This window comes from Bacillus sp. BC08, from assembly GCF_054326875.1.
On the sequence record NZ_JBTGPA010000019.1, the window covers coordinates 60,625 to 85,528 of the forward strand.

Consider the following 24,904-nt stretch of genomic DNA (forward strand, 5'->3'; position numbering starts at 1 on the left):
TAACTTGGCTTCAGCGAGCAGCTTCTGCAGCGAGCTCTTCGTGTCTAAGAACCTTCCGCATAAGAAGACAAAAAGCGTCTTCTATGCGAAAGAACCTTAGCCAGTCAGAGCTGAACGAGCTGCCTCCGCTTTATAAGAAATCTAGCTCCAGCGGCAAGAATGTTCGATGGCTTCGCGCCTTCCTGCGAGGCAAAAAGCGCCTCTACGTCAGGAGCTCCATCCCCCTCACATTCTGAACGAGCCGCCGCTTTATAAGTTACCTACGTTTTCTACTTAACCCCATCGCGTTTTCTACTTTGCGTAGTTGTTTGAATGCAACGCGGTTTGCTTTTTCGGCGCCTTTGTCTAGAATTTCGTCTAGTTCTGGTGAGCTGATTAGTTCGTTATATTTGTCTTGGATTGGACGAATTGCATCTACGACTACTTGTGCTAGGTCGCCTTTGAAGTCTCCGTATCCTTTTCCTTCGTACATTGCTTCGATTTCTTCTACTGTTTTTCCAGAGAATGAAGAGTAGATTGTTAACAAGTTAGAGATGCCAGGTTTGTTTTCTTTATCAAATTTCACAATACCTTCAGAGTCTGTTACAGCACTTTTAATTTTCTTCTCAATTGTTTTCGGTTCATCAAGCATACTGATCATTGATTTTGGATTCGGATCAGATTTACTCATTTTTTTCGTAGGTTCTGTTAATGACATAACGCGAGCTCCTACTTTTGGAATACGAATTTCAGGAACAGTGAACACTTCACGGAAGCGTTTGTTGAAACGCTCTGCTAGGTCACGTGTTAATTCCATATGTTGTTTTTGATCATCACCAACAGGTACGATTTCAGTGTTGTAAAGTAAAATATCAGCAGCCATTAATGGTGGATACGTTAGTAATCCAGCTGGAACTGAATCTCTACCAGAAGCTTTATCTTTATATTGCGTCATACGCTCTAATTCTCCAACATAAGCAACTGATTGCATAATCCATCCTAGTTGAGCGTGTGCTGGTACTTCTGACTGTACAAATAAAGTAGCTTTTTCAGGATCAATGCCGCATGCTACATAAAGTGCAGCAAGACTGCGGATGTTTTTACGAAGTTGTACGGGATCTTGAGGTACTGTAATCGCATGTTGGTTTACAATACAGAAATAACAGTCGTGTTCATTTTGAAGCTCTGTAAATTGCTTCATAGCTCCTAAATAGTTTCCAAGTGTAATCGTTCCACTCGGCTGAATACCAGAAAAGATAACTGACATAAGTAATTCCTCCTAAATTTGAATGTGTGATAGGGAAGAGAAGGCAAACAAAAAAGCCCATTCATCCCAAAAAACTATAGGGACGAATGGACCGCGGTACCACCCTAATTATTTCACTACTGTGAAATCTCTCTAATCCATAATAACGTTTGGATATAACGCCAAAGCCTACTACTTTCGGTTCGGTTTGGTGCTCAAAAGCCCATTCCACACTGCGCAATTACTTGTTCACACCAGCCACAAGCTCTCTGAAATTGCCTCAATATGTACTCTTCTTTATCATCGCATACATATAAATTTATTTATTGTTACCTGAGCTCTTTTAATATGAAAGAACTAAAGTTTTATAACAAAATGTTTTGCTGATTATTATATCATATGGGATAGTGTTTGCAAACTACATCAAAATAGTAAAGCTAATGAGGGTTGAGAACAACCCAAGAACGATACCTGTAATACAAATTGGATACGTCCATTTGAATGAATATGTTTTATAAATACGTTCTTTCTTATCGACAGGTTCCTCTGCTTCTTCAATTAAAGAGTCAATTTTTTTGTTTGTACCAAACACTCTTTGAAAGGCGTAAATTGTTACGTTAAAAAATCCATTTTGAAATATGAATAAAAAACCGCCGACAAGAATAAAAAATAGTGCGGCATAAAACGATATATTGACAAAATTCAACAAAAATTGCGATGAAACGAGGATTGCGCCAATACTAGAAGCGATTATCGCTATGAAAATTAGTATACAAGTATGAAAAAAAACTTTATTCAAAATGTTCCCCTCCGTCAAAATATTACTAGAATTATTATACTATAAAAGCTATAATATGTACTAGAATTAATTTTTTGAAAATTATACGCAATTAAAGGTCTGATTTTAAGATGATGGTAGCAATGTTAACGTATCCCTTTACAAAAAAATAAAAAAATAAACATTTTATTAAAAATTTTAACAAAAAAACAAAAAACTATATTCACAATTGTTATATTATATGTATAATGAAAATTGTAGAAACTTGGAGATTATTCTTTCAATTCTACTTTTTTACAAGTGAGGGTACAGGAAGTGCAATTAGGGGAGGCAACACAACATGAAGAAAAAGATACCGTTATTACTTGCATCGACGTTGACGGTCAGTATGTTAGGAGCTTGTAGTTACCAAAAAGAGGATAATAAAGCAGGCGCAAAAGAAAAATCCTCAAACAAGCAAGTGTTAAATCTAACCGAGACAGCTGAAATTCCCACTATGGATACGACGTTATCAACAGATGCAGCATCTTCTAACATCATGAATAACACAATGGAGGGATTATATCGTCTGGGGAAAGACGATAAACTTGTTCCGGGTGTCGCTAAATCTTATGAGAAATCAGAAGATGGCAAAAAGTATGTGTTTAAGTTACGTGAAGATGCGAAATGGTCTAATGGTGAACCTGTAACAGCAAAAGACTTCGTTTATTCTTGGCGAAGAGCTGTAGATTCAAACACAGGTGCCAAGTTTGCTTACATACTATTTGATGTTAAAAATGCGGAGAAAGTTAACAAAAAAGAATTGCCAGTTGAAGAGCTTGGTGTAAAGGCAATTGATGATCATACACTTGAAGTGGAATTAGATAACCCTGTTCCTTATTTTGTAAGTTTAACAGTCTATCCGACGTTGTATCCTTTGAATGAGAAGTTTGTAACAGAACAAGGAGCAAAATTCGGATTAGAATCCAATACGACACTTTATAATGGTCCATTCGTATTAAATGAATGGAAGCATGAACAAAGTTTCCAACTTAAGAAGAATCCAACGTATTGGGAAAATAAAGAAGTAAAACTTGAGGAAATAAACTTCAATATTGTTAAGGATCGTTCAACTGCTATAAATTTATATGAAACGAAAGCAATTGATCGTGTAGTCTTAACATCAGAGTTTGTAGACAAATACAAATCAGATGCTGACTTTAAAACGATTAAGAGACCATCTACACAATTTATTCGCTTAAATGAAAAGAATAAATTTTTAGCAAATAAAAATATCCGAAAAGCAATTGCAATGTCCTTTGAACGTGAAAATATCGGAAAAGTTATCTTAAACGATGGTTCAGAGGGGATATATGGTTTTGTTCCGAAAGGCTTAGCAAAAGGTCCGAATGGAAAAGACTTCCGTGAAGAGAACGGAAAGCTTATAAAAGAGGATATGAAAGAAGCTCAAAAATATTGGGAAGCTGGTAAAAAAGAACTTGGTGTAGACAAAGTAGAGTTAGAGCTATTAAACTTTGATACTGATGATGCTAAAAAAATCGGAGAGTATTTAAAAGGTCAATTTGAAAAGAACTTACCAGGTTTAACAGTTTCAACAAAAATGCAGCCATTTGCACAAAAATTAAAACTTGAAGCAAGTGGAGATTATGCAATGTCATATGCGGGATGGAGTCCAGATTATATGGATCCAATGTCATTCCTTGAAATGTATACGACAGGTAATGCACAAAACAAAGTAAATTATGCAAACCCAGCGTATGATGATTTAATTAAAAAAGCGAAAACAGAAGTTGATGTACAAGCTCGTTGGGATGCATTATTACAAGCGGAAAAACAACTGCTTGAAGATGCAGCGATTGCTCCAGTATATCAACCAGGAAAAGCTTATTTACAACGTGGCTCAATTACTGGCCTATTAGAACATAAATATGGCGGAGAATTTAGCTATAAGTGGGTTGAACTCAAAAACTAAAAATGGTTTCCATCATGAATAAGGGTATATGCCTATGATGGGCATATGCTCTTATTTTAAAAAAATAAAAGTAAGAATATTTTAAACTATCTTATTGCTTTTGAGAAAAACGGGGAGGTGCTTGACTATGGGACGTTATGTATTAAAACGTTTCGTGTACATGGCTTTGACATTATTTTTAATTACTACACTGACTTTCTTTTTGATGAAATTACTTCCGGGTTCTCCGCTTAAAAACCAGGAGAAACTATCACCGGCACAAAAAGAAATCATTCTTGAAAAATATGGTTTAAATGATCCAGTACCAGTTCAATATGCACGTTACTTAGGTAACTTAGCAAAAGGTGATTTAGGGGTATCATTCCAATATGATAACCGTCCAGTAACAGATATGATTGTGGATCGCATTGGACCATCAGCACAACTTGGTTTACAAGCGATTATATTAGGAACATTTATCGGTTTACTTTTAGGAATCGTTGCGGCACTTCGTAACAATACGTGGGTCGATTATGGGGCGACAATTATTTCCGTACTCGGGATGTCGGTACCATCGTTCGTATTCGCCGCATTACTACAATATTTCGTAGGGGTAAAACTTGGTTGGTTCCCAGTAGCCTTCTGGAAAGGGCCAGAGTTTACAGTGATGCCTACGATCGCTTTATCGATGGCAGTTATCGCAACAATCGCACGTTTCTCTCGTGCAGAGTTAATTGAAGTTATGCAAGCTGACTACATTTTAACAGCGAAAGCAAAAGGGATTAGTCAAGGCGTTATCATTGTAAAACACGCACTTCGTAATGCGCTAATTCCAGTTGTAACAATTTTAGGACCAATGGTTGCGGCATTAATTACAGGAACACTCGTTATCGAGCAAATTTATGCAGTACCAGGACTAGGGGAACAGTTCGTTAAATCTATTACAGTGAATGACTATACAGTTATTATGGGAACTACAATTTTCTATAGTGCGATTTTCATCTTAGTTATTTTCATTGTTGATATTTTATACGGAATTATTGATCCTCGAATTCGTTTAGCGGGAGGGAAAAAATGATGAAAGATGTACAAAAATTATCTCCAGATTTATTTCAACAAGCCAATCAAAATAATGTGGATAATGAAGTCATTGCCCGTCCAAGCTTAACGTTTTGGCAAGATGTAAGAAGACGTTTGTTCCAACATAAAGGAGCAATGTTAGGTTTCGTTTTATTAGCGCTTATTGTATTACTAGCAATTTTTGGGCCGATGGTAAGTAAACACTCGTATAAAGAGCAAGACTTAGGTCGTGCGAAATTACCACCGAAAATTCCTGTTATTGAAAATGTTCATTGGCTACCATTTGACGGTACAGATCAATATGGTGTTGACCAATATGAAAAACGTGATATTAAAGAGTATTTCTGGTTTGGTACAGATGATCTTGGACGCGATTTATGGACAAGAACATGGGAAGGTACGCGTGTATCGTTATATATCGCTCTTTTAGCAGCGGCGATTGACTTAGTAATTGGGGTTGCATACGGAGGTATTTCAGCGTTCTATGGCGGTAGAGTAGATAATATTATGCAACGTGTTATGGAGATTATTAACGGTATTCCATACTTAATCATCGTTATTTTAATGGTAATCATTATGGGATCTGGTATATGGTCAATTACACTTGCAATGGCGATTACAGGCTGGATAGGGATGTCGCGGATTGTTCGTGGACAAATCTTAAAGTTAAAAAACCAAGAATATGTATTAGCATCTCGTACATTAGGTGCAACAAATACACAATTAATTGTGAAACATTTAATTCCAAACGTAATGGGACCTATCATCGTAATGACAATGTTTACAATTCCATCAGCGGTGTTTGGTGAAGCGTTCTTAAGTTTCATTGGTTTAGGAATTCAGCCACCATTTGCGTCACTTGGTTCTCTTGTAAATGATGGTTATAAATCAATTCAAACGTATCCACATATGATGTTCATCCCTGCGGTTGTCATCAGTATGTTAATCTTAGCATTCAACTTAATGGCAGACGGATTACGCGACGCGTTAGATCCAAAAATGCGTAAGTAAAAGAGGGGAGAAGTAAAAATGAAAACATTGCTAGAGGTAAAAGATTTGCAAGTCTCCTTTGATACACATGCAGGTGAAGTACAAGCTGTACGCGGTGTTACTTTTGATTTGAAAAAAGGAGAAACATTAGCGATTGTAGGAGAATCTGGTTCTGGTAAATCAGTTACTTCTAAAGCGTTAATGGGATTAATTCCGAATCCTCCAGGACGTATTAAAAACGGTGAAATCGTATTTGAAGGTCGTGACTTAACGAAATTAACAGAAAAAGAAATGCAACAAGTGCGCGGTAAAGATATCGCGATGATTTTCCAAGATCCAATGACATCATTAAACCCAACGATGACAATTGGAAATCAAATTATGGAAGGCCTTATTAAACACCAAGGGATGAGTAAAGCAGATGCACGTAAAGTTGCGTTAGAATTAATCGACCTTGTAGGTATTCCGAATCCAGAAGCGCGCTTAAAACAATATCCTCACCAATTCTCAGGTGGTATGAGACAGCGTGTAGTTATTGCGATGGCGTTAGCTTGTAACCCGAAATTATTAATTGCCGATGAGCCGACAACAGCGCTAGATGTTACAATTCAGGCGCAAATTTTAGAGCTTATGAAAGACATTCAGCAAAAAACAGAAGCGGCAATCATTTTCATTACGCATGACTTAGGTGTAGTGGCAAACGTTGCGGACCGCGTAGCAGTTATGTACGCTGGTAAAGTTGTTGAAATCGGAACTGTAGATGAAATTTTCTACAACCCAAAACATCCGTATACTTGGGGCCTAATCGCATCTATGCCAAGTTTAGATGGTTCAGAAGAAGAGTTATATGCAATCCCTGGAACGCCTCCAGATTTATTAAAGCCGCCAAAGGGAGATGCTTTTGCACCACGTAACCCGCAGGCGCTGAAAATTGATTTTGAAATGGACCCACCTTTATTTAAAGTAAGTGATACACACTACGCGGCAACTTGGTTACTTCACGAGCAAGCTCCAGAAGTAAGACCGCCGGCAGTTGTTGAAAAACGCATTCTTCAAATGAAAGCAGGTGAACAACATGACTAAACAACGTGAGAAATTAATTGAAGTAAAAAATGTAAAGCAGCACTTCGACGTGAGTGGTGGTGTTGTCAAAGCGGTTAATGATATTTCATTTGATATTTACCGCGGAGAGACATTTGGTCTTGTAGGAGAATCAGGTTGTGGTAAATCGACAACTGGAAGAACGATTATTCGTTTATATGATGCAACTGCTGGTGAAGTATTGTTCGATGGTGAAAATGTACATGGTAAAAAATCACGCGCACAACTGAAGAAGTTCAACCGTAAAATGCAAATGATTTTCCAAGATCCATATGCATCATTAAACCCTCGTATGACAGTAGGGGATATTATTGCAGAAGGTATTGATATTCACGGACTAGCAAAAGGCAAAAAAGAGCGTATGGACCGTGTTCATGAATTATTAATCACAGTTGGTTTAAATAAAGAGCACGCAAACCGTTTCCCGCATGAATTCTCAGGTGGACAACGTCAACGTATCGGTATCGCTCGCGCACTTGCTGTAGAACCGGAATTTATCATTGCCGATGAGCCAATCTCAGCACTTGATGTTTCAATCCAGGCGCAAGTTGTAAACTTACTGAAAAAGTTACAAAAAGAAAAAGGTTTAACATACTTATTCATTGCCCATGATTTATCAATGGTAAAATACATTAGTGACCGAATCGGCGTAATGTACCGTGGTCAAATCGTTGAGCTAACAACAAGTGAAGAGTTATATGCGAATCCAATTCATCCATATACGAAATCACTATTATCAGCAATTCCGCTTCCAGATCCAGATTATGAGCGCAATCGTAAACGTATCGTATACGATCCATCTCAGCATGATTATGCTAGTGAAGCACCAACAATGCGTGAAATTCGCCCAGGACATTTCGTATTATGTTCTGAAGCAGAGTATAAGAAATATAAAGAGATTTATCAATAATAAAAAGCCAATCTTCCGTTATGGAAGATTGGCTTTTTTCTACTATATAAACAGTTTTATTGTTACTATTTGTTTGTAAGTGAATACATGCATTTTGATTAAATGAGTATTACTGTGCCTGAACAGAAACATTCTCTTCTTGTTCTTCCGGTTTAACGAGTGCATAACGTTCCCACGCTCTACTTTTCCAGCGGAAGAACATAATGATGGCACGTGTCCATTCATCAATAGCAATCGCTAGCCAAATACCAACGAGCCCCATATCTAAATGGAAGGCGAAGAAGTAACCGAGTGGTAAACTCATTAACACCATAGAGAATGCGCCGATTAAAACGGGGTACTTTGCATCACCAGCTGCGCGAAGTGAATTGATAATGACGATGTTCATCGTACGTCCCGTTTCAAGTAGTACACTTAGTAAAAGAACTGATGCACCTAAGGTAATAATGTGCGGATTATCTGTAAATAGTCCCATTAATTGTGTACGGAATGTAATAACGAGAGCGACCATACATAAAGTGACTCCAATTGCCCACTTTACACTTTTCCATACGCGTTCATACGCTTCGTCTTTTTCACCACCACCAACGAGACGTCCGATAATAATGGCTGTTCCCATACCGATTGCAATCGCGAATAAATAAGTGAACATAGAAATATTCGTAGCGTATTGTCTCGCCGCTAATGATTCCGTTCCTAAGTATGTTGCATAGTATAAGAAGACAATTTGGCAAGCTTGATACATAACCTGCTCAAATGCAGAGGGAATCCCGATCTTTAAAATTTTCCCGATGTATTCTTTTGATAAGGTGAAGTAATATTGTAATTTCACACGGTATTCCATAACGCGGTACAGTAACCAGAAGAAAACGATAAGTGCGATTAATCTGCTGACAGCAGAAGAAATGGCAGCCCCTTGTACACCGAGCTCTGGGAAACCAAATTTCCCAAAAATGAGTACGTAGTTTCCAGCGATATGAATAATATTCATTCCAAGTGAAATAAACATCGCTTGCTTTGTGAAGCCGTGTACGCGGATAATTGCAGCTAATGAATTAATAATAGCTTGAAGGAAAATAGCGCCTCCGACGATGGATAAATAGTTTTGCGCATACATGAGTACATCGCCTTGTAAGTTCATTGCCATCATCATATGTTTTGAAAATAAAAGAAAACCAGCGCTTATAATGAGTCCGACCACTAAATTTAATGTGACGGCTAAAGCTGATATTTTAGATGCTTCCATAAAACGTTTGGAACCGAGGTATTGAGATACGACGATAGCTGCGCCGTTCCCGATGACTTCTAGTACCAAAATAGCGATATGGAGGTATTGATTCGCTGCACCAACCCCAGATACAGCATCGTCTGATAATGCACTTAACATGAAAGTATCAGCGATCCCCATTAACATAAATAGAAAAACTTCTAGAAAAATAGGCCATGTTAATAAGAATAAACTTAATTTCTCTGTCGGCCCGTTTTTTGCTTGAATTGCTGTCATGTCCGTCCCCTCTTTACCGATATCTATTTTTAGCAAAGTGTATCGTAACATACTTTCTTATCCTTTGCACTCATTTTAGCCTACATATTTTTATTATGAAGGGAGCGCTATTTTATGATCAAAAGAGAAGGATAATTATACGTAAAGTATTATAAAATATAAATTTCATTTTTCTCTGATAATTTAGAAAAATATAAAAACACTTATTTTCAACACTTCAGTAAGGATAATCAGCAATATGAAACGTTTACAAAGGTTTATTTTTTAACAGAAAATTTTAATGAAATAGAAATATAAATATACAAAAAATATATTTGTGTGTATAATATGAATTATTAGAACATATATATATTTCTATTTGTTTGAAAATGAAAGGGCTAACATTTTTGTGGAGGGTGGAAATATGAAAAAAAAGATGCCAGTTTTTGTAGTATCAACAGTAGCGATGAGCATGATGTTAGGGGCATGTAGCTACCAAAAAGATGAACCGCAAGCGAACGCAAAAGGGGATAGCGGGAAAAGCGGTGCAAAGCAAGTTATTAATTTAATTGAAACGCAAGAAATTCCAACGATGGATCCAGCGTTATCAGCTGATGCGGTTTCTTCAAGAGTAATGACTAATACGATGGAAGGCTTATACAGTTTAGGAAAAGATGATAAGCTAGTTCCTGGTGTAGCGAAGGAATTTAAAAAGTCAGAAGACGGTAAAAAATATACATTTACATTACGTGAAGACGCAAAATGGTCAAATGGTGAGCCTGTGACGGCGAAAGATTTCGTATACGCATGGCAAAGAGCAATTAACCCAGATACAGCTGCGAAATCAGCGTACATTATGTATGATATAAAAAATGCAGAGAAAATTAATAAAAAAGAGATGAGTCCGGATCAATTAGGTGTAAAAGCGATTGATGATCATACATTAGAAGTGGAATTAGACAATTCAATTCCATACCTTGTAGATTTAATGGTATATCCAATCTTCTATCCTATGAATGAAAAGTTTGTGAAAGAGCAAGGTACGAAGTTTGGTTTGGAAGCGAATACAACACTTTATAACGGACCATTTACATTAAGTGATTGGCAACATGAACGTAGCTTTAAAATGACAAAGAGCGCGTCATATTGGGACAATAAAGAAGTGAAGATTGAGGAAGTAAACTTTAATATTGTAAAAGATACGTCTACGCCAATTAATTTATATGAAACAAACGCAGTCGATCGAGCGACGTTATTAGCAGAGTTCATCGATAAATATAAAGGAAAACCAGATTTCCAAACAGTAGAAGATACATCTGTATTCTTCCTTCGTTTAAATCAAAAAGACCCAGCTTTAGCGAATAAAAATATTCGTAAAGCAATTTCACTTGCTTTTGAACGTAAGCCGTTCGTTGATACATTATTAAATAACGGTTCTAAGCCAGCAACAGGATTAATTCCTGATAACTTCATTAAAGGGCCAGATAAGAAAGACTTCCGTGCTGTAAATGGAGATATTGTAAAACCAAACGTGAAAGAAGCGAAGAAATATTGGGAAGCTGGTAAAAAAGAGCTTGGTAAAAATGAAATCGAATTAGAGTTATTAAATGAAGATGTTGAATTATCGAAGAAAACAGGTGAATATTTAAAAGGTGAATTAGAAAAGAATTTACCAGGTTTAACAGTGAAAATTAAACAACAACCATTTGCGCAAAAACTAAAACTAGAAGATGCGGGCGATTTTGTCATGTCATTCTCTGGATGGAGTGCGGACTTCCCAGATCCAATTACATATCTTGATATGTTTGTAACTGACGGATCACAAAATAAAATGAAATATTCTAATCCGAAATATGATGAGATCATCATGAAAGCGAAAAAAGATGGAAGCGATGTAAATGCTCGTTGGAAAAAATTGCTAGAAGCAGAGAAAATGTTACTTGATGACGCTGCGATTGTTCCAGTATATCAACGTGGTAGAGCATATATACAAAGAGAATCAATTAAAAATATGTACAACCATAAATATGGCGGCGATTTAAGCTTTAAATGGGCGTCAGTAGAGAAATAAGAAAAAAGCAGGTGATTGCCTGCTTTTTTTTAATACGTACGTTTCTTATAAATACCTTTCCCACCAACTTGATTCCAGCCGGATTGCACATCCAAACTTTTATTAACAAACTTCATCTTTTCTTTTCCACCAAAGAGTTTTTCACCAATGCTATTTGTAATGACACCAATCAATGCTGTTATTCCGATGATGAGGGCAGCAACCGTGACAAAATCAATAAAAAAAGCAATCATTTGCAAATTCCCCCTTTGCCTGTCTGTATTTTTATTGTATGAGATAAAAGGTAAAAAAGAAAGAAATGTCAGAAAAATCATTGATTTATTTTAGAAATCGTATAGACATGAAGGAGAATGTTTGTTAAAATAAGAACAAACGTTCCTTTTCGTTCTCAATTGTATAGTCTTACATTTCTTAATTGATTTATCAAGAAAAGGTAAGAAAACGTTCTCTTTTTTATAGGAAAGATTCTGGGAAAATAACTATATATCATATGAATAATTTATGAAAAGCAAGCGTTAAGAGGGTTGGAGGTATTGTTAAAGTACAGCTGAAGCGAGTGTGGTCATGTTACATAGCAGTGGAATACACGGAAGAGTTTTCTCAATTAGAAGGAAATTTACTGTATATTTCTTGCAAAATCTATTGTATAATGATTATAGAAGTTACTTATTAAAAGTAATTGTTGTTTACTAAAAGTTGTTGCTTACATGAAATGCGATTTTTGCACTTTGTTTTAAGACAAGGTATCGCAAAAAAATTGCTGAATTTAGAAATTTAAACTGTAATTAGTACAGAATTTGTACTCTTTAAGGAGAGTGAGCTTTGTATGGTAACATTATATAGTTCTCCAAGCTGTACGTCTTGTAGAAAGGCGAAATTATGGCTAGAGGAAAATCATATTCCTTATACAGAACGTAATATTTTCTCAGATCCATTAACGATTGAGGAAATTAAAGAGATTTTACGTATGACAGAAAGCGGAACGGATGAGATTATTTCTACTCGTTCGAAAGTTTTCCAAGAATTAAATGTAAACTTAGAGTCTTTACCACTTCAAGATTTATATAAGATGATTCGTGACTATCCAGGGATTTTACGTCGTCCAATTATGATTGACGAGAAACGCCTTCAAGTAGGTTACAATGAAGACGAAATCCGCCGTTTCTTACCACGTACAGTAAGAACGTTCCAATTACGTGAAGCACAGCGTCTTGTAAATTAATTATAATAATATGAAAACCTTCTACTTATTATATAGTAGAAGGTTTTTTTTAATGTTTCACATTCCGTAATCGAACTTGTTGCACGATAATACCGATGCATAAAATGGTGAAAATAAATAAGTAAGGAATACTTGCAGTGAAACTTGGGTTGTTATGAAAAAAGGTTGCAAGTCGGTCTTCATGAGTGACCATTTTTCCGGCTGTATAGGCGAGAATCGCTGCCCCGCAATAAATGAGGAATGGAAAGCGTTCCATAAGTATTAAAATGAGTTTGCTGCCCCAAATAATAATCGGGATAGAAATGAGTAATCCGATTATTACGAGTAAAAATCTTCCGTGAGCTGCACCTGCAATAGCAATAACATTGTCAAACCCCATAACGAGATCCGCGAATACAATGGTACGCACAGCTTGAAATAAAGTTGTTTTCCCCTGAATAGCAGAAAGATCGTTGCTATTATCAGTTAGTAAATTTACTGCAATTAATGTAAGTAAAACGCCTCCGATAAGTTGCAGAAATGGAATGTCGAGTAAATAGACAGCTAGTATAGTAAGGATAATTCTTAGTACGATTGCTAAAAGAGTACCAATCAAAATGGCTTTATTTCGTTTCGGTTCAGGTAAATTTCGACTAGCTAGTGCGATAACGATTGCATTGTCACCACCTAATACAACATCGATACCGACAATCATTAGTACAGATGTTAAAAACTCTAAGTCCATTCGTCTGCCTCCATTTATGATGTTTTAATAAGCGAACTATATGTATGTGGTGAAGAGAGAGACTAAATCATCTTCTCTAATAAAAGTTTCACTTTATTACAGTGTACGGGGGAAGGTGGAAATGTATGTCCAAATTTTTTGTGAGTAAGAAATCGCTATAATGATATATTTGTGTAGACAATCGAATAAAGATAGGCATATAACTATTTTTGTAAAATAAATCGATTTTATTTCCATTCTGGAGAATCTTATCATAAAATGAGAGTACAAGAATCTATTGATTTGTCATATGAGTGGGGAATCCCTTCATAACAATTCCAAACAGGAAGGGAGAGTTGTATTTTGGATATTGAAAGAATTAATGACCATACGATGAAATTTTTTATTACGTACATTGATATAGAGGACAGAGGGTTTAATCGTGAAGAGATTTGGTACGATCGCGAACGAAGTGAAGAGCTCTTTTGGGAGATGATGGACGAAGCTCGTGATCATGACGATTTCTTTATTGATGGGCCGTTATGGATTCAAGTGCAAGCAGTCGATAAAGGGATTGAAGTACTTGTAACGAAAGCAGAACTTTCAAAGGATGGACAAAAGTTAGAACTACCAATAGGTGTAGATAAAATTATAGACATTCCTCTAGATGAAGGCATTGAATCATTATTCCAGCAAGAATTAGTGGAAGAGGTAGAAGAGCAAGCAGGAACAAACTTTAACGAAGATGGTACGTTTGGCTTTTTAATTAAGTTTAATGATTTTGAAGATGTCATTTCATTAAGCCACCGTCTTATCTTTGAAGATATAAAAGATGAGCTGTATTCATTTGAGAACCGCTATTATGTATATGTGGAATTCGATGAAGTGCTACATGATGAAGAAGAAATTGATCGTATTTTAAGTATTGTTTTAGAGTACGGAGAAGAATCAACTTTAACAATTCATCGTGTAAGTGAGTATGGGAAACAAATTGTGAAAGAGCATGCGCTTGAAACAATTCGCAATAATTTTCCTGCTAAAACGTAGGCCGATTTCTGTAGTATGAAATCGGCTTTTTATATGAAGAATAGGAAAGCTTTCTTAGTAAGGAGGTAAGAGATGAAGAATACGTTAAAGTTGATTTTCTTTGTTTTACTATTGTTCGCATTATTTGTTTCGTTACGTATGTTTATTGATGTAGCATTTTATTCGGATGTAATTGGGATAAAAGATGTGTCGATTCTAGGTATTATTAGTATTTTATTTACAGTATCTGCATTTTTAATTGGCTGCGTGATTTTCTTAGAGAACCGTCATCCGTCAAAAACACTTACATGGCTCATTGTGTTAGGTATTTTTCCGGTATTTGGATTCTTCGCTTATTTATTATTCGGACAGAACTTTCGGAGGAAGAGAATGTTCCAAAAGAAAGCGTTGCTCGATGAACAAGCGTTTTTACAATATAAGGGGCATGAAGATTACGAAGAACAAATTTTGCGCAATCATAAGCATCAAGAGCTTTTATTTCGTTTAGCGGATCGTCTAGGCGCTTTAAATATTTCATTTCAAACTGAAACGAGAACATTAACAAATGGAGATGAAACGTTTCAGGCCATTTTAGATGGATTAAAACGAGCGAAACATCACATTCATATGGAATATTACATTGTGCGTGATGATAAGCTTGGAACAGAAATTAAAGATATTTTAATACAAAAATCAAAAGAAGGCGTAGTTGTTCGTTTTTTATATGATGCGGTTGGAAGTTTTAGATTATCCAATTCGTATATTGAAGAATTAAACGACGCAGGTGTTGAAATGATTCCGTTTTTCCCTGTGCGTTTTCCGATTTTAAACGATAAGATTAATTATCGAAATCACCGAAAAATCGTTATTATTGATGGGAATGAAGGATTTGTAGGTGGATTGAATATCGGTGATGAATATTTAGGGAAGGATAAGTACTTCGGCTTTTGGCGAGACACGCATTTATATTTGCGTGGTGAAGCTGTTCAAAGCTTGCAACTTATTTTCCTTCAAGATTGGTTTTATATGACTGGTGAGGCTGTGCTAGCCCCTGAATATTTACAAGCGAAAGCAGTTGAGGGGGATCATTGGGGAGGCGTGCAGCTCGTTGCAGGTGGACCCGATAATAAATGGGAAACAATTAAACATTTATATTTTGCCATGATTTCTTCTGCACGGAAATCAATTTGGATTGCGACGCCGTATTTCATTCCAGATGATGATATTTTATCGGCATTAAAGGTAGCTGCACTTGCTGGTATTGATGTTCGTTTATTAATGCCGAGTAAGCCCGATAAGCGCACCGTCTTTTACGCATCGAGATCGTACTTCCCGGAGCTTTTAGATGCAGGGGTAAAGATATATGAATACGAAAAAGGTTTTCTTCATAGTAAAGTTGTCATTGTCGATTCTGATTTAGCTTCAATTGGAACCGCTAATATGGATATGAGAAGTTTTCATTTGAACTTTGAAGTAAATGCCTTTTTATATGATACAGACAGCATTCGAAAACTCGTTCAAGATTTTAAAGAGGATATAGAAGAATCAAGTGAAATTCATGTCGATCGTTTTCATAAAAGGCGTCTTCATAGAAGAATTGTGGAATCGACGTATCGATTATTATCACCTTTATTATAAAAAGAGATGTCCGAAATTGGGACATCTCTTTTTTAAAAGGAATTTGTAATAAATTGTAGAATATAAGGAGCTGAAAGGGTGTGATTCCGATGTTTATTGCTAAAAGAGAAAACGGAGAAAAAATCCATCTACTCTATCATCATGATGAAGAGCTTTTACATTGTATGCGTAAAAGAGAAAGCTTCTTTTGCATAGCTTGCGGGAAGGAAGTGCAAATGAAATTAGGGAAACAAAAAAGTTGGCATTTTGCTCATAAGAAAATGGACGCGTGTCTTGCCTTTTATGAAGCGGAATCTATGTATCATATGCACGGTAAAGAATTGTTATATAGGTGGTTCAAACGTCAAAACTTTCATGTAAATATAGAGCACTATCTGCCAAAGATTCAGCAAAGACCAGATATTTTCATAGAGAGAGCAGGGAGAAAAATCGCGATTGAGTACCAATGCGCCAATCTCTCTATAGAGCAGCTGTACAAACGAACCTATTCGTATTGGCGAGTTGGTATACAGGTCATTTGGATTATTGGTGGAAATCAATTGAAAAAGCAATCAGCATATTGGATAAAATTCTCCTCCCTTATGGCTTTCTCCTTACAATCTTATCCTCAGCCATTTCTTATTTTTTTCTGTCCGGAACAAAAATCATTTATGAAATGCGCGTTTATTACTTTATTTTCTACAAGCGTCTCTTTCTCACATACTCTTCATTTGCCAACTGATACAACTACTTTTGAAATGCTCTTTTCTCCCGTCTCTTTCCGAAAAGAAACATTAGGTGAGGAATGGAAAAAGCGAAAGAGCTACTTTCGGCAAAATGCTCTATCGATTTGGAATTACAATCATAAGTCACTATTACGCCTCTTAGTACCCCAACAAATTTTCCTTCTGAAATTGGTGTGCCGCTCCCGTCCTCATTTGCTTTTCAAACAAATCCATTTATATGGCAAGCTTTTCTATATATGAAGTGTATAGGCGAGCTTGCGGTAGGCGATTATATTTCCCTTCAATATGCGTGTAGTTATGTGAAAAAGTATACGAAAAGGCGTATGCTCCCGTACTTTTCTCAGCATATATGGAAAGTAGCAGTTACTGAATATATGGCATTTCTATGTTATGCAGGTGTATTGCAGAAAGTGGGGACTTATAAGTACCGGAAAAAAAGGGGTGTAGTCATACTGAAAACAGAGGAGGAATTTATGAAATATGATGAAATTTGCTTAGCGTATGCCTTATCTTTATTTGAGGCAAAGTACAACATGAGAGAAGGAAAAGGGGATATAATAAAGACTGATCGTGAAGGAATTACATAAGAAAAATCGAATTGTATGTAAGTAGAGATATTTAAAGGAGGGCTTAAAGGATGTCTGAACAAAACACAGCAAAAACATTACCAGATCGCAAAGAGATTGAAGAATCAAGTACGTGGCGATTAGAAGATATTTTCCAAACAGATGCAGAATGGGAAAAAGAATTCCAAGCCATTAAAGAGCTATTACCGAAGTTAACTGAATTTAAAGGGAAACTTGGTGACTCTGCGAACAATTTACTTGAAGCATTACAATATGAAGATGAAATTTCAATGCGATTAGGTAAGCTATATACATATGCACATATGCGTTACGATCAAGATACAACAAACTCTGTGTATCAAGCGTTAAACGATCGCGCGACAAATTTATATTCACAAGTATCTAGTAGCACAGCATATATTGTGCCTGAAATTTTATCGATTTCAGAAGATACACTGCAAACATTCTTGAAAGAAAATAGAGACCTAAGTGTATATGAACATGCATTAGAAGAAATTACGCGTCAACGCCCGCACGTATTATCTGAAGCGGAAGAGGCTCTATTAGCAGAAGCATCTGAAGTAATGAGTGCATCAAGTAATACATTTGGTATGTTGAATAATGCGGATTTGAAATTCCCATCTATTAAAGGTGAGGATGGAGAAGAAGTAGAAATTACACATGGTCGTTACATTCAGTTTTTAGAAAGTGATGATCGCCGTGTGCGTGAAGACGCATTCAAAGCTGTATATGAAACGTACGGAAAATATAAGAATACATTTGCAAGTACGTTAAGCGGGGCTGTGAAACGTAATAATTTCAATGCACGTGTTCGTAAATACGATTCTGCACGTCAAGCGGCATTAAGTAATAATAATATTCCTGAAGCTGTGTATGATCAACTTGTTGAATCTGTAAATGATAATTTACACTTGCTACATCGTTACATTGATATTCGTAAGCGTGCACTAGGGCTTGATGAGCTTCATATGTATGATTTATATACACCACTTGTACCAGAAGTGAAAATGAACGTGAAGTATGAAGAAGCACAAGACATGTTATTAAAGTCTTTAAATGTACTTGGTGATGAGTATGTTGAAATTTTAAAAGAAGCATATGAAAATCGCTGGGTAGATGTGTATGAGAATAAAGGAAAACGAAGCGGAGCATATTCATCTGGTGCATATGGAACAAATCCGTATATTTTAATGAACTGGCATGATAATGTAAATAATTTATATACACTTGCTCATGAGTTCGGTCATTCCGTGCATAGTTACTACACAAGAAAAACGCAGCCGCACGTATACGGTGATTATTCAATCTTCGTTGCAGAAGTAGCATCAACTTGTAATGAAGCGCTTCTAAACGATTATTTATTAAAAACGACAGAAGATAAGAAAGAGCGTCTATACCTATTAAATCATTATTTAGAAGGATTCCGTGGTACTGTATTCCGTCAAACGATGTTCGCAGAGTTTGAGCATATTATTCATAAGAAAGTACAAGAGGGACATGCGGTTACGCCAGACATGTTAACGGAGATCTACTATGATTTAAATAAGAAATATTTCGGTGATGCTTTAGTAATCGATGAAGAAATTGGTTTAGAGTGGTCTCGTATTCCGCACTTCTACTACAACTATTACGTATACCAATACGCAACAGGATTTAGTGCAGCAACAGCTCTATCTAAACAAATTTTAGAAGAGGGGCAACCAGCAGTAGAACGTTACATTAATGAGTTCTTAAAAGCAGGAAGCTCAGATTATCCAATTGAAGTGCTGAAAAAAGCTGGAGTAGATATGGCATCTCCAGAACCAGTAAAAGAAGCATTGCAAGTATTTGAAGAGAAATTAAATGAATTAGAAGCATTATTATTTGAAGAGAAGTAATAGAAAAGACGAGGAATTTACCTCGTCTTTTCTATTTTAAATATTTTTGTCGATATTTGTCGAAAAAATAAAGTGAATTGCCTTCTTTTTTCTAAATTAGAAGGCAGTTTTACGATTTTTTTTGTAGTTAAAACCCTTTAAATCGTTTTTTATGGTTGAAATAAGAGAGAGCGATGACAATGACTCCAAATAAAAGAGGGAAGGCAATAATTTTAGGAAAAGCTTGTAGTAGAGAGAGGATGTACAAGAAAAAAGAAACGATGACAGCTAGAATGATAAGTAAAATATACGTTTTTTTCATACAGAACACCTCCAAAATAGCTTTTTTATAGCTTATTCAGAAATGAAAACGTTTAGAATGTGACAAAAGTGTGAAATTCGACAAAAGGGGTTGTCATCTGACGTCGAATCTTGTAATATAATAAGCGTGAACGAATTCACATACAAACATATACCCCTTTGTTTGAACGTGAAAATTTCTCCCATCCCCTTTAATATTTTTATAAGCCGTAAAGAAGAAGACCTGGTGTTTTACACCAGGTCTTTTTCTTTTGCTATCCATTTCCAATAGCGTTCACATTTTACGTCAATCATTTGTACTTTTCGTTTCAGTTGTAATTTTTTCAGTTCGCGCTCGATTTCTTGTTGCGAGCAGTCATATATAAATGCTACTTCTTTTGAAGATATAAATTGCGTTGCTTCTAATAACACTTCTAAAGGTGGTAATGGTTCTGGCTCAATTTCACATTTTACCAGTTCTTTCAATAATTGTACGTATACGTCGTAGGAATAAGTTCCAGCGATTTTAATACCTTCTTCATCTGAATTCGCATGAAAAAATACGAGAGAAGGTATTTCTGTAATATGCATCTCATTTGTGAATTTTAAGTCACATTGGAAAGCTTTTTTTGCGCTAGTGGAATGTAGGTCTTTTTTAAATTCTTCTACATCAATACCGCTATCTCTTGCACATGCAAGTAATAATTCGCAGTCAGGGTTTGATACATTTTCAAGGAAAATGTATTCTTGGAGTTTTCGCAAAAACTTCGAACCTGCTTTTCGGCCCTGCAGCTCCGCTGCCTTAATTGCCATCGAAACTAAATATGGTGTTGACGATGCCTCTTGCATATGTACCTTTCCATCACATGAAAAACCTTGTAAACTTGTTGTCTTTTCCCACACAAATCGAATATTAGCAGGTTTATTCCATTTGTGTGAGGAAGCGTTCGTTCCGTCCACTTTTCCTGTTACGATATGACGAATAGAGAAGTATTTCCCGTATTCAAGCCATAGTTTAATAATAAAGGGCTCAATTTCCCAGCAATCTTTACAAAGTGGATCAATAAATAAATATGCTTCTACAGACTTATGCTCACATGCGGAAGGAGATGGCATATTTATATGCTTTGCTTCCTGCTTATCCATTACACTTCACCTGTTTCATTTGGAGTATTAACCATATGCTGAGCAGTTAATGCTAAACGTTCAAAAACGAACTCTCTTATATGACCGTGCACTCCTGTATCATCCATTGCTTGCTCCATACATGATAGCCAAGCCTCTGCTCGTTTTGGAGTAATCTCAAACGGAAGATGGCGTGCTCTTAACATAGGATGACCATGTTCTTCAGTGTACAAATTAGGACCACCTAAATATTGCGTTAAAAATTGTTTCTGCTTCCTAGCGGTTTCTGTTAAATCATCCGGGAAGATGGGAGATAGGTCAGGGTGTTTACTGACATAGGAATAAAATGTATCTACTAATATTGCAATGCATTGTTCACCGCCAATTGCTTCAAATGGTGTCATCGGTTGCTTGCTCATCCTTTATAAACTCCTTTTTCCATGAAATGTATATCTATTGTAGCAATGGAATGTTCCAGAGGGCAAATAAATAGCCTTCATAACGTTCTTTGCTTATTCTACAGATGTAAAAGAATCTTTTACTGTTAAAAAGTGAGATATATCCACTAGTAGAACGTATTCACTAGTGGAATTTTCACTTTAGCGTGCTTTGTTTTGTTTGGCAAGGAAAAAGCGTTTTACTTTATTATTTGTATGACGGATTGGTATGTCGTGCTGCTTTAATAAATGAATAAATGCAGCTTTGCCTGTTTCTTCATCTTGCACTTCAAATTCAATTTCATAATCATCGTGATTGTAATAGAAACTATGATCAAAGACAAGTGTTCCGCCTTCAAATAGCGTTTCGGCTCTTTCAGTTGTTAAACTACCCATATAAGTTAAAGCGGAAACAGGAATTTGTAATTTGTGTAGTTGATCCATTACGGCCCCTGGAATGATTACGTTTGTTTCCATCATCATTCTTGCTTCGTCTTCTGTTACGACTTGATGAGTTTCCAGCAAGCCGACTTCTGCAGGTTGTTTCAATGTTAATGTATAAGTTTCTCCTTTATGACGAATACGAAGTGCAGAGCCAGCTTCTTTTAATGAGAAGCCTGGTGTTTCAAAGTAGTGATTCACCTGTTTCGTAAATACCTCAATAGAGAATGATTTACATAATGTATCGAATTCTGCTTCTGTAACAATATTTTTAAATTCAATTTCAATTTCTTGTGTCATTGTATGCGCGCTCCTTTTAAAAAATAATTCTTTACACATTATCGCTTTTTCATAAATTTGGTTCAATGTTTTATTTGTTTGCGTCCATGTTATGATACAATAATACTGTTAAGTAAGACAGGAAGTTGAGATGGAGGAGTTAGAGCATGCAAAATAAAATTCAAGTTAAGAGCGTAGAAAAGAGAGAGAATGCTCTTATTTTTTGTGCGGAAAATAATGAAATAGAGGTAAAGGAGTTAAGGGCGCGTAATCACGTACTTGTAGACTCAGACAATTTATCATTTTTATATATCTTAGAAAACGAATCATCTTTCATTTATGTAAGTATTCCGCACACATGCTGGGAAGCAATGCATGAAGCGATGAATAAAGATATGGCAATGTTCGTTCGTGTGAATGACGTTGAAATGGAATTAGAAAGTTTAAAAGAAGAAGTAGAATATTTAGTTGAAAATATTGAAGGTAATGCAAATTACGGTGAAGAACTAGTAACTGCTGTAGAAAAAGTATTTCTATAAGCAAATGGATTGATTTTGGTGGTGGTTGAAATGAAACGAAATTGGGAAGAATTTTTAGCACCTTACCATCAAGCGGTGGCAGAGCTGAAAGTGAAACTAAAAGGAATGCGTACTCAATTTGCAATGTTAACAGAGCATTCTCCAATTGAGTTTGTAACAGGAAGGGTAAAGTCGGTTCCAAGTATTATTGATAAAGCGGAGAAGAGAAATGTACCGCTAGATCGGCTAAGAGAAGATATGCAAGACATCGCGGGCCTTCGAATGATGTGTCAATTTGTTGATGAAATTAAGCCCGTTGTAGAATATCTTCGAAAACGAAATGACTTCGAAATCGTGGAAGAACGTGATTATGTCACGCAAAAGAAAGATAGCGGTTATCGTTCTTATCACGTTGTCATTAGTTACCCAGTTCAAACGATTCAGGGAGAAAAAAAAGTATTGGTAGAAATTCAAATACGCACGTTAGCAATGAATTTTTGGGCAACAATTGAGCATTCTTTAAATTATAAATATAGTGGACGTTTTCCTGAGGATATTAAAATACGCTTGCAACGCGCAGCGGAAGCGGCATTTTTATTAGATGAAGAAATGTCTTCTATTCGTCTTGAGATTCAAGAAGCGCAGAAAGCTTTTTCAAGAAAACAAGAAACGAAAGATTCCGAATCATAAACTAAAGGGTGTTGGGCGATGAAATTTACAATTATGTCAAAGGGAGATCAATCATCAGATACATTGGCAGGCACGATGAAAGAGTACTTGCTAGATTTTGGATTTATAATGGATGAAAAGGAACCCGATATTGTAATTTCTGTTGGGGGAGATGGAACGCTTTTATATGCGTTTCATCGTTATTATAATCGATTGGATGAAACAGCATTTGTTGGTGTACATACAGGGCATTTAGGTTTCTATGCAGATTGGTTACCGACAGAAGTAGAGAAATTAGTAATTGCAATTGCTAAAACACCATTCCAAGTGGTGGAATATCCGCTTTTAGAAGTGATTATTCGCTATGTGAATGGGAGTAAAGAGTCACAGTATTTGGCGATGAATGAAGCAACTGTGAAAAGTGCGGAAGGTACATTAGTAACAGAAGTGGAAATACGTGGAGAGTACTTTGAAACGTTCCGCGGGGATGGCCTTTGTATTTCTACTCCTTCTGGAAGTACTGCGTATAATAAGGCGCTTGGTGGAGCGATTATTCACCCTTCTATTGAAGCGATTCAAATTGCAGAAATGGCATCTATTAATAATCGTGTGTTTCGTACTGTAGGCTCGCCACTCGTACTGCCGAAGCATCATACATGTGTGTTGAAGCCGGCTGCAGGAATGAACTTACAAATTACGGTGGACCATTTAACGATGGTGCATCAAGATGTGAAATCAATCCAGTATCGCGTTGCAAACGAGAAAGTACGATTTGTTCGTTTCCGTCCATTCCCGTTCTGGAAACGAGTTCGTGACTCGTTTGTTGCAGATAAATAGAAAGGGTTTATATATTTGAACAGATTTACATTGAAATGGGATATAGAATCGGCTGAAGAGGGAACTTTAGTTAGAGAATTTTTAAAAACAAAAGGGATTTCTAAAGCCGCATTAACGGATATAAAATTTCACGGCGGAGCTATTGAAGTAAATAATCAACATGCGAGCGTTCGTCATCAGTTGCAAGCTGGTGAAGAATTACGTGTCTTTTTTCCAGTGGAGGAAAGAAGTGAAGGGATGATTGCAGAAGATATCCCTTTATGTATTGTATATGAAGATGATGCGGTTCTTATCATAAACAAAGAGGCGAACATGTCAACGATTCCGTCTAGAGAACATCCGGCAGGGAGTGTTGCGAATGCGCTCTTATCTCATTATGATAAGCAGCATCTTGCAAGTACGGTGCACATCGTAACAAGATTGGATCGTGATACTTCAGGGCTTATGCTTATTGCAAAAAATCGTTTCGTGCATCATCTTTTATCGAAACAGCATCAACAAAAAGCTGTGAAAAGAACGTATGAAGCAATCGTTCATGGTGAGATGGTTGAACGAGAAGGAACAATTGACGCACCAATTGGACGAAAATCGGATAGCATTATTGAGCGAATAGTTTGTGAAGATGGGCAAAGAGCAGTTACTCATTTTAGAGTGATGGATAGCGCTAATCATAAGACGCATGTATCACTTGAGCTTGAGACAGGAAGAACGCATCAAATTCGTGTACATATGGCTCATATAGGCCACCCGTTACTTGGTGATGATTTATATGGAGGACGAAGAGATGTGATACAACGTCAAGCCCTTCATAGTACATCTTTGACGTTTTATCATCCTATTTTAGAGAAGGAAATGTTTTTCACTACAACGATTCCAAGCGATATGGAAGAGGTAGTAAGGCATACTTAAAAAGGGAACAAAATTCTTATGTAATGAAGAATTTTGTTCCCTT

General features: G+C 36.3%; 23 protein-coding genes, 1 pseudogene and 1 other annotated feature. Of the genes and pseudogenes, 15 read left to right on the forward strand and 9 right to left on the reverse strand.

Annotated elements, in window-relative coordinates; genetic code table 11:
• Nucleotides 1-256: 256 nt before the first annotated feature.
• Together trpS and ACXVYO_RS03855 are read right to left on the reverse strand one after the other, a co-directional pair.
• Nucleotides 257-1,246, reverse strand: coding sequence for a tryptophan--tRNA ligase (gene trpS / locus ACXVYO_RS03850; protein ID WP_061678727.1), 990 nt, complete (start codon nucleotides 1,244-1,246; stop codon nucleotides 257-259).
• A 75-nt stretch (nucleotides 1,247-1,321) separates the two neighbouring features.
• Nucleotides 1,322-1,538 (reverse strand) — a binding site (T-box leader).
• A 105-nt stretch (nucleotides 1,539-1,643) separates the two neighbouring features.
• Nucleotides 1,644-2,024, reverse strand: coding sequence for a DUF3899 domain-containing protein (locus ACXVYO_RS03855; RefSeq protein WP_262743062.1), 381 nt, complete (start codon nucleotides 2,022-2,024; stop codon nucleotides 1,644-1,646).
• A gap of 319 nt (nucleotides 2,025-2,343) precedes the next feature.
• Between ACXVYO_RS03855 and ACXVYO_RS03860 the strand changes: the two genes are divergently transcribed.
• From ACXVYO_RS03860 to ACXVYO_RS03880, 5 genes are all read left to right on the forward strand, one after another.
• A complete protein-coding gene (locus ACXVYO_RS03860) occupies nucleotides 2,344-3,975 on the forward strand; it encodes a peptide ABC transporter substrate-binding protein (RefSeq protein WP_458466081.1) in 1,632 nt (543 codons plus the stop codon).
• A gap of 127 nt (nucleotides 3,976-4,102) precedes the next feature.
• Entirely contained in the window at nucleotides 4,103-5,032 is a 930-nt protein-coding gene (opp3b, locus tag ACXVYO_RS03865) for an oligopeptide ABC transporter permease (RefSeq protein ID WP_063260236.1), read from the forward strand.
• Nucleotides 5,029-6,045 carry an oligopeptide ABC transporter permease gene (gene opp3C / locus ACXVYO_RS03870; RefSeq protein WP_063260237.1) on the forward strand — a complete coding sequence of 339 codons (1,017 nt, stop codon included), beginning with the start codon at nucleotides 5,029-5,031 and terminating at the stop codon, nucleotides 6,043-6,045. The genes opp3b and opp3C overlap by 4 nt, the downstream gene beginning before the upstream one ends.
• 18 nt (nucleotides 6,046-6,063) lie before the next feature.
• On the forward strand, nucleotides 6,064-7,107 hold the full coding sequence (locus ACXVYO_RS03875; protein ID WP_000854348.1) for an ABC transporter ATP-binding protein: 1,044 nt from the start codon (nucleotides 6,064-6,066) through the stop codon (nucleotides 7,105-7,107).
• On the forward strand, nucleotides 7,100-8,035 hold the full coding sequence (locus tag ACXVYO_RS03880) for an ABC transporter ATP-binding protein (protein ID WP_000166352.1): 936 nt from the start codon (nucleotides 7,100-7,102) through the stop codon (nucleotides 8,033-8,035). The genes ACXVYO_RS03875 and ACXVYO_RS03880 overlap by 8 nt, the downstream gene beginning before the upstream one ends.
• 109 nt (nucleotides 8,036-8,144) lie before the next feature.
• Here the strand turns inward: ACXVYO_RS03880 and ACXVYO_RS03885 are convergent, their stop codons facing one another.
• Entirely contained in the window at nucleotides 8,145-9,590 is a 1,446-nt protein-coding gene (locus ACXVYO_RS03885; protein ID WP_458466082.1) for an MATE family efflux transporter, read from the reverse strand.
• Nucleotides 9,591-9,942: 352 nt separating this feature from the next.
• On the opposite strand from ACXVYO_RS03885, the gene ACXVYO_RS03890 reads away from it, so the two are divergent.
• Complete coding sequence (locus ACXVYO_RS03890; RefSeq protein WP_458466083.1) at nucleotides 9,943-11,589, forward strand: peptide ABC transporter substrate-binding protein; 1,647 nt, start codon at nucleotides 9,943-9,945, stop codon at nucleotides 11,587-11,589.
• Between the two features lie 29 nt (nucleotides 11,590-11,618).
• Here the strand turns inward: ACXVYO_RS03890 and ACXVYO_RS03895 are convergent, their stop codons facing one another.
• Complete coding sequence (locus ACXVYO_RS03895) at nucleotides 11,619-11,822, reverse strand: hypothetical protein (protein ID WP_000559978.1); 204 nt, start codon at nucleotides 11,820-11,822, stop codon at nucleotides 11,619-11,621.
• A 593-nt stretch (nucleotides 11,823-12,415) separates the two neighbouring features.
• On the opposite strand from ACXVYO_RS03895, the gene spx reads away from it, so the two are divergent.
• Nucleotides 12,416-12,811, forward strand: a complete 396-nt coding sequence (gene spx / locus ACXVYO_RS03900; protein ID WP_000258267.1) for a transcriptional regulator Spx — start codon at nucleotides 12,416-12,418, stop codon at nucleotides 12,809-12,811.
• Between the two features lie 49 nt (nucleotides 12,812-12,860).
• On the opposite strand, the gene ACXVYO_RS03905 is transcribed toward spx, so the two are convergent.
• On the reverse strand, nucleotides 12,861-13,535 hold the full coding sequence (locus tag ACXVYO_RS03905) for a TerC family protein (RefSeq protein ID WP_458466084.1): 675 nt from the start codon (nucleotides 13,533-13,535) through the stop codon (nucleotides 12,861-12,863).
• A 342-nt stretch (nucleotides 13,536-13,877) separates the two neighbouring features.
• Here ACXVYO_RS03905 and mecA point away from each other — a divergent pair, with 342 nt between their 5' ends.
• The 4 genes and pseudogenes from mecA to pepF all read left to right on the forward strand — a co-directional run bounded on the left by mecA (nucleotide 13,878) and on the right by pepF (nucleotide 19,367).
• Nucleotides 13,878-14,561 (forward strand): adaptor protein MecA, encoded by a 684-nt coding sequence (gene mecA / locus ACXVYO_RS03910; protein ID WP_000350711.1) that lies wholly within the window; start codon nucleotides 13,878-13,880, stop codon nucleotides 14,559-14,561.
• A 72-nt stretch (nucleotides 14,562-14,633) separates the two neighbouring features.
• Nucleotides 14,634-16,178 carry a cardiolipin synthase gene (locus ACXVYO_RS03915; protein WP_458466085.1) on the forward strand — a complete coding sequence of 515 codons (1,545 nt, stop codon included), beginning with the start codon at nucleotides 14,634-14,636 and terminating at the stop codon, nucleotides 16,176-16,178.
• An 80-nt stretch (nucleotides 16,179-16,258) separates the two neighbouring features.
• Nucleotides 16,259-17,490 (forward strand): annotated as a pseudogene (locus ACXVYO_RS03920) (competence protein CoiA).
• Between the two features lie 50 nt (nucleotides 17,491-17,540).
• Nucleotides 17,541-19,367 carry an oligoendopeptidase F gene (pepF, locus tag ACXVYO_RS03925; protein ID WP_458466086.1) on the forward strand — a complete coding sequence of 609 codons (1,827 nt, stop codon included), beginning with the start codon at nucleotides 17,541-17,543 and terminating at the stop codon, nucleotides 19,365-19,367.
• Between the two features lie 127 nt (nucleotides 19,368-19,494).
• Here the strand turns inward: pepF and ACXVYO_RS03930 are convergent, their stop codons facing one another.
• The 4 genes from ACXVYO_RS03930 to ACXVYO_RS03945 all read right to left on the reverse strand — a co-directional run bounded on the left by ACXVYO_RS03930 (nucleotide 19,495) and on the right by ACXVYO_RS03945 (nucleotide 21,949).
• Complete coding sequence (locus ACXVYO_RS03930) at nucleotides 19,495-19,668, reverse strand: hypothetical protein (RefSeq protein ID WP_002051510.1); 174 nt, start codon at nucleotides 19,666-19,668, stop codon at nucleotides 19,495-19,497.
• A 230-nt stretch (nucleotides 19,669-19,898) separates the two neighbouring features.
• A complete protein-coding gene (locus tag ACXVYO_RS03935; RefSeq protein ID WP_000360655.1) occupies nucleotides 19,899-20,792 on the reverse strand; it encodes a ClpXP adapter SpxH family protein in 894 nt (297 codons plus the stop codon).
• The gene (locus tag ACXVYO_RS03940; protein WP_000043382.1) at nucleotides 20,792-21,190 is read right to left on the reverse strand and encodes a globin domain-containing protein; all 399 of its coding nucleotides are present in this window, start codon (nucleotides 21,188-21,190) and stop codon (nucleotides 20,792-20,794) included. Before ACXVYO_RS03940 ends, ACXVYO_RS03935 begins: the two co-directional genes overlap by 1 nt.
• 180 nt (nucleotides 21,191-21,370) lie before the next feature.
• A complete protein-coding gene (locus ACXVYO_RS03945; protein WP_000191099.1) occupies nucleotides 21,371-21,949 on the reverse strand; it encodes a CYTH domain-containing protein in 579 nt (192 codons plus the stop codon).
• A gap of 146 nt (nucleotides 21,950-22,095) precedes the next feature.
• Here ACXVYO_RS03945 and ACXVYO_RS03950 point away from each other — a divergent pair, with 146 nt between their 5' ends.
• From ACXVYO_RS03950 to ACXVYO_RS03965, 4 genes are read left to right on the forward strand one after another with little or no spacing between them, the layout of a single operon-like run.
• Entirely contained in the window at nucleotides 22,096-22,467 is a 372-nt protein-coding gene (locus tag ACXVYO_RS03950) for a UPF0738 family protein (protein ID WP_088095553.1), read from the forward strand.
• Nucleotides 22,468-22,497: 30 nt separating this feature from the next.
• Complete coding sequence (locus tag ACXVYO_RS03955) at nucleotides 22,498-23,136, forward strand: GTP pyrophosphokinase (protein ID WP_458466087.1); 639 nt, start codon at nucleotides 22,498-22,500, stop codon at nucleotides 23,134-23,136.
• Nucleotides 23,137-23,154: 18 nt separating this feature from the next.
• A complete protein-coding gene (locus ACXVYO_RS03960; RefSeq protein WP_000673186.1) occupies nucleotides 23,155-23,952 on the forward strand; it encodes an NAD kinase in 798 nt (265 codons plus the stop codon).
• 15 nt (nucleotides 23,953-23,967) lie between these two features.
• The gene (locus tag ACXVYO_RS03965; protein WP_458466088.1) at nucleotides 23,968-24,861 is read left to right on the forward strand and encodes an RluA family pseudouridine synthase; all 894 of its coding nucleotides are present in this window, start codon (nucleotides 23,968-23,970) and stop codon (nucleotides 24,859-24,861) included.
• The last annotated feature ends 43 nt before the right edge of the window (nucleotides 24,862-24,904 follow it).

What these genes read in the sequence shown, in the direction of transcription:
- trpS (WP_061678727.1), bottom strand. Translation starts at nt 1,246, where the DNA reads ATGTCAGTTATCTTTTCTGGTATTCAGCCGAGTGGAACGATTACACTT.
- ACXVYO_RS03860 (WP_458466081.1), top strand. Translation starts at nt 2,344, where the DNA reads ATGAAGAAAAAGATACCGTTATTACTTGCATCGACGTTGACGGTCAGT.
- opp3b (WP_063260236.1), top strand. Translation starts at nt 4,103, where the DNA reads ATGGGACGTTATGTATTAAAACGTTTCGTGTACATGGCTTTGACATTA.
- opp3C (WP_063260237.1), top strand. Translation starts at nt 5,029, where the DNA reads ATGATGAAAGATGTACAAAAATTATCTCCAGATTTATTTCAACAAGCC.
- ACXVYO_RS03875 (WP_000854348.1), top strand. Translation starts at nt 6,064, where the DNA reads ATGAAAACATTGCTAGAGGTAAAAGATTTGCAAGTCTCCTTTGATACA.
- ACXVYO_RS03880 (WP_000166352.1), top strand. Translation starts at nt 7,100, where the DNA reads ATGACTAAACAACGTGAGAAATTAATTGAAGTAAAAAATGTAAAGCAG.
- ACXVYO_RS03885 (WP_458466082.1), bottom strand. Translation starts at nt 9,590, where the DNA reads ATGTTACGATACACTTTGCTAAAAATAGATATCGGTAAAGAGGGGACG.
- ACXVYO_RS03890 (WP_458466083.1), top strand. Translation starts at nt 9,943, where the DNA reads ATGAAAAAAAAGATGCCAGTTTTTGTAGTATCAACAGTAGCGATGAGC.
- ACXVYO_RS03895 (WP_000559978.1), bottom strand. Translation starts at nt 11,822, where the DNA reads ATGATTGCTTTTTTTATTGATTTTGTCACGGTTGCTGCCCTCATCATC.
- spx (WP_000258267.1), top strand. Translation starts at nt 12,416, where the DNA reads ATGGTAACATTATATAGTTCTCCAAGCTGTACGTCTTGTAGAAAGGCG.
- ACXVYO_RS03905 (WP_458466084.1), bottom strand. Translation starts at nt 13,535, where the DNA reads ATGGACTTAGAGTTTTTAACATCTGTACTAATGATTGTCGGTATCGAT.
- ACXVYO_RS03915 (WP_458466085.1), top strand. Translation starts at nt 14,634, where the DNA reads ATGAAGAATACGTTAAAGTTGATTTTCTTTGTTTTACTATTGTTCGCA.
- pepF (WP_458466086.1), top strand. Translation starts at nt 17,541, where the DNA reads ATGTCTGAACAAAACACAGCAAAAACATTACCAGATCGCAAAGAGATT.
- ACXVYO_RS03930 (WP_002051510.1), bottom strand. Translation starts at nt 19,668, where the DNA reads ATGAAAAAAACGTATATTTTACTTATCATTCTAGCTGTCATCGTTTCT.
- ACXVYO_RS03935 (WP_000360655.1), bottom strand. Translation starts at nt 20,792, where the DNA reads ATGGATAAGCAGGAAGCAAAGCATATAAATATGCCATCTCCTTCCGCA.
- ACXVYO_RS03940 (WP_000043382.1), bottom strand. Translation starts at nt 21,190, where the DNA reads ATGAGCAAGCAACCGATGACACCATTTGAAGCAATTGGCGGTGAACAA.
- ACXVYO_RS03945 (WP_000191099.1), bottom strand. Translation starts at nt 21,949, where the DNA reads ATGACACAAGAAATTGAAATTGAATTTAAAAATATTGTTACAGAAGCA.
- ACXVYO_RS03950 (WP_088095553.1), top strand. Translation starts at nt 22,096, where the DNA reads ATGCAAAATAAAATTCAAGTTAAGAGCGTAGAAAAGAGAGAGAATGCT.
- ACXVYO_RS03955 (WP_458466087.1), top strand. Translation starts at nt 22,498, where the DNA reads ATGAAACGAAATTGGGAAGAATTTTTAGCACCTTACCATCAAGCGGTG.
- ACXVYO_RS03960 (WP_000673186.1), top strand. Translation starts at nt 23,155, where the DNA reads ATGAAATTTACAATTATGTCAAAGGGAGATCAATCATCAGATACATTG.